Origin of the sequence: Candidatus Pelagibacter communis, assembly GCF_001180185.1 — a bacterium.
Taxonomy (GTDB): domain Bacteria; phylum Pseudomonadota; class Alphaproteobacteria; order Pelagibacterales; family Pelagibacteraceae; genus Pelagibacter; species Pelagibacter ubique_F.
Genome location: NZ_CVSS01000034.1, coordinates 1 through 515 on the forward strand (window position 1 = coordinate 1; position 515 = coordinate 515).

The 515-nt window shown below is 26.4% G+C and carries 1 protein-coding gene; it reads right to left on the reverse strand.

Annotated elements, in window-relative coordinates; translation table 11 throughout:
* On the reverse strand, nt 1-515 hold a 515-nt coding region (locus AMN95_RS02190; RefSeq protein ID WP_179850338.1), incomplete at both ends, for a PQQ-binding-like beta-propeller repeat protein.

Genomic DNA, 515 nt, shown 5'->3' on the forward strand with positions numbered 1-515 from the left:
ATCATATTTCTTTTCTTTTTTTTGAAATTTCCAAATACATCAGTGACTCTTATTATATTCCCACTGTTTTTTTCAATAACAAATAAGTACCCTTCCAGGGATACTGTAAAGATGTAATTTCCAACTAAACTCGGTCTCAAACTAGAGTTAATTTTATTTTCCCAATTGAAGCCTCCTGTACTCAAATCGATTGAAAAAAATTGATTTTTGTTATTAGAAAAAAATAATGTTCTTCCGTCTGTTACAATATCAGAGGTTTCTAATGAGAAAGCAGATTCATAAATTAAACTGCTATGAGTTGGTAATTGCCATAATAATTTACCCTGATTTATATCTACTGCACTTATATCTCCTATTGAATTTTTAAAATATATGAAATTATTTACTATAACCATTGACAGTTTTTTTTTTGATTTAATAAGTGGATTTTCTGTTTTTACATTCCATAATTCTTCACCGTTCTTTATTGAGAAACATCTTAGTGTATTTAAAAAATCAACTATAAAAAACTTATC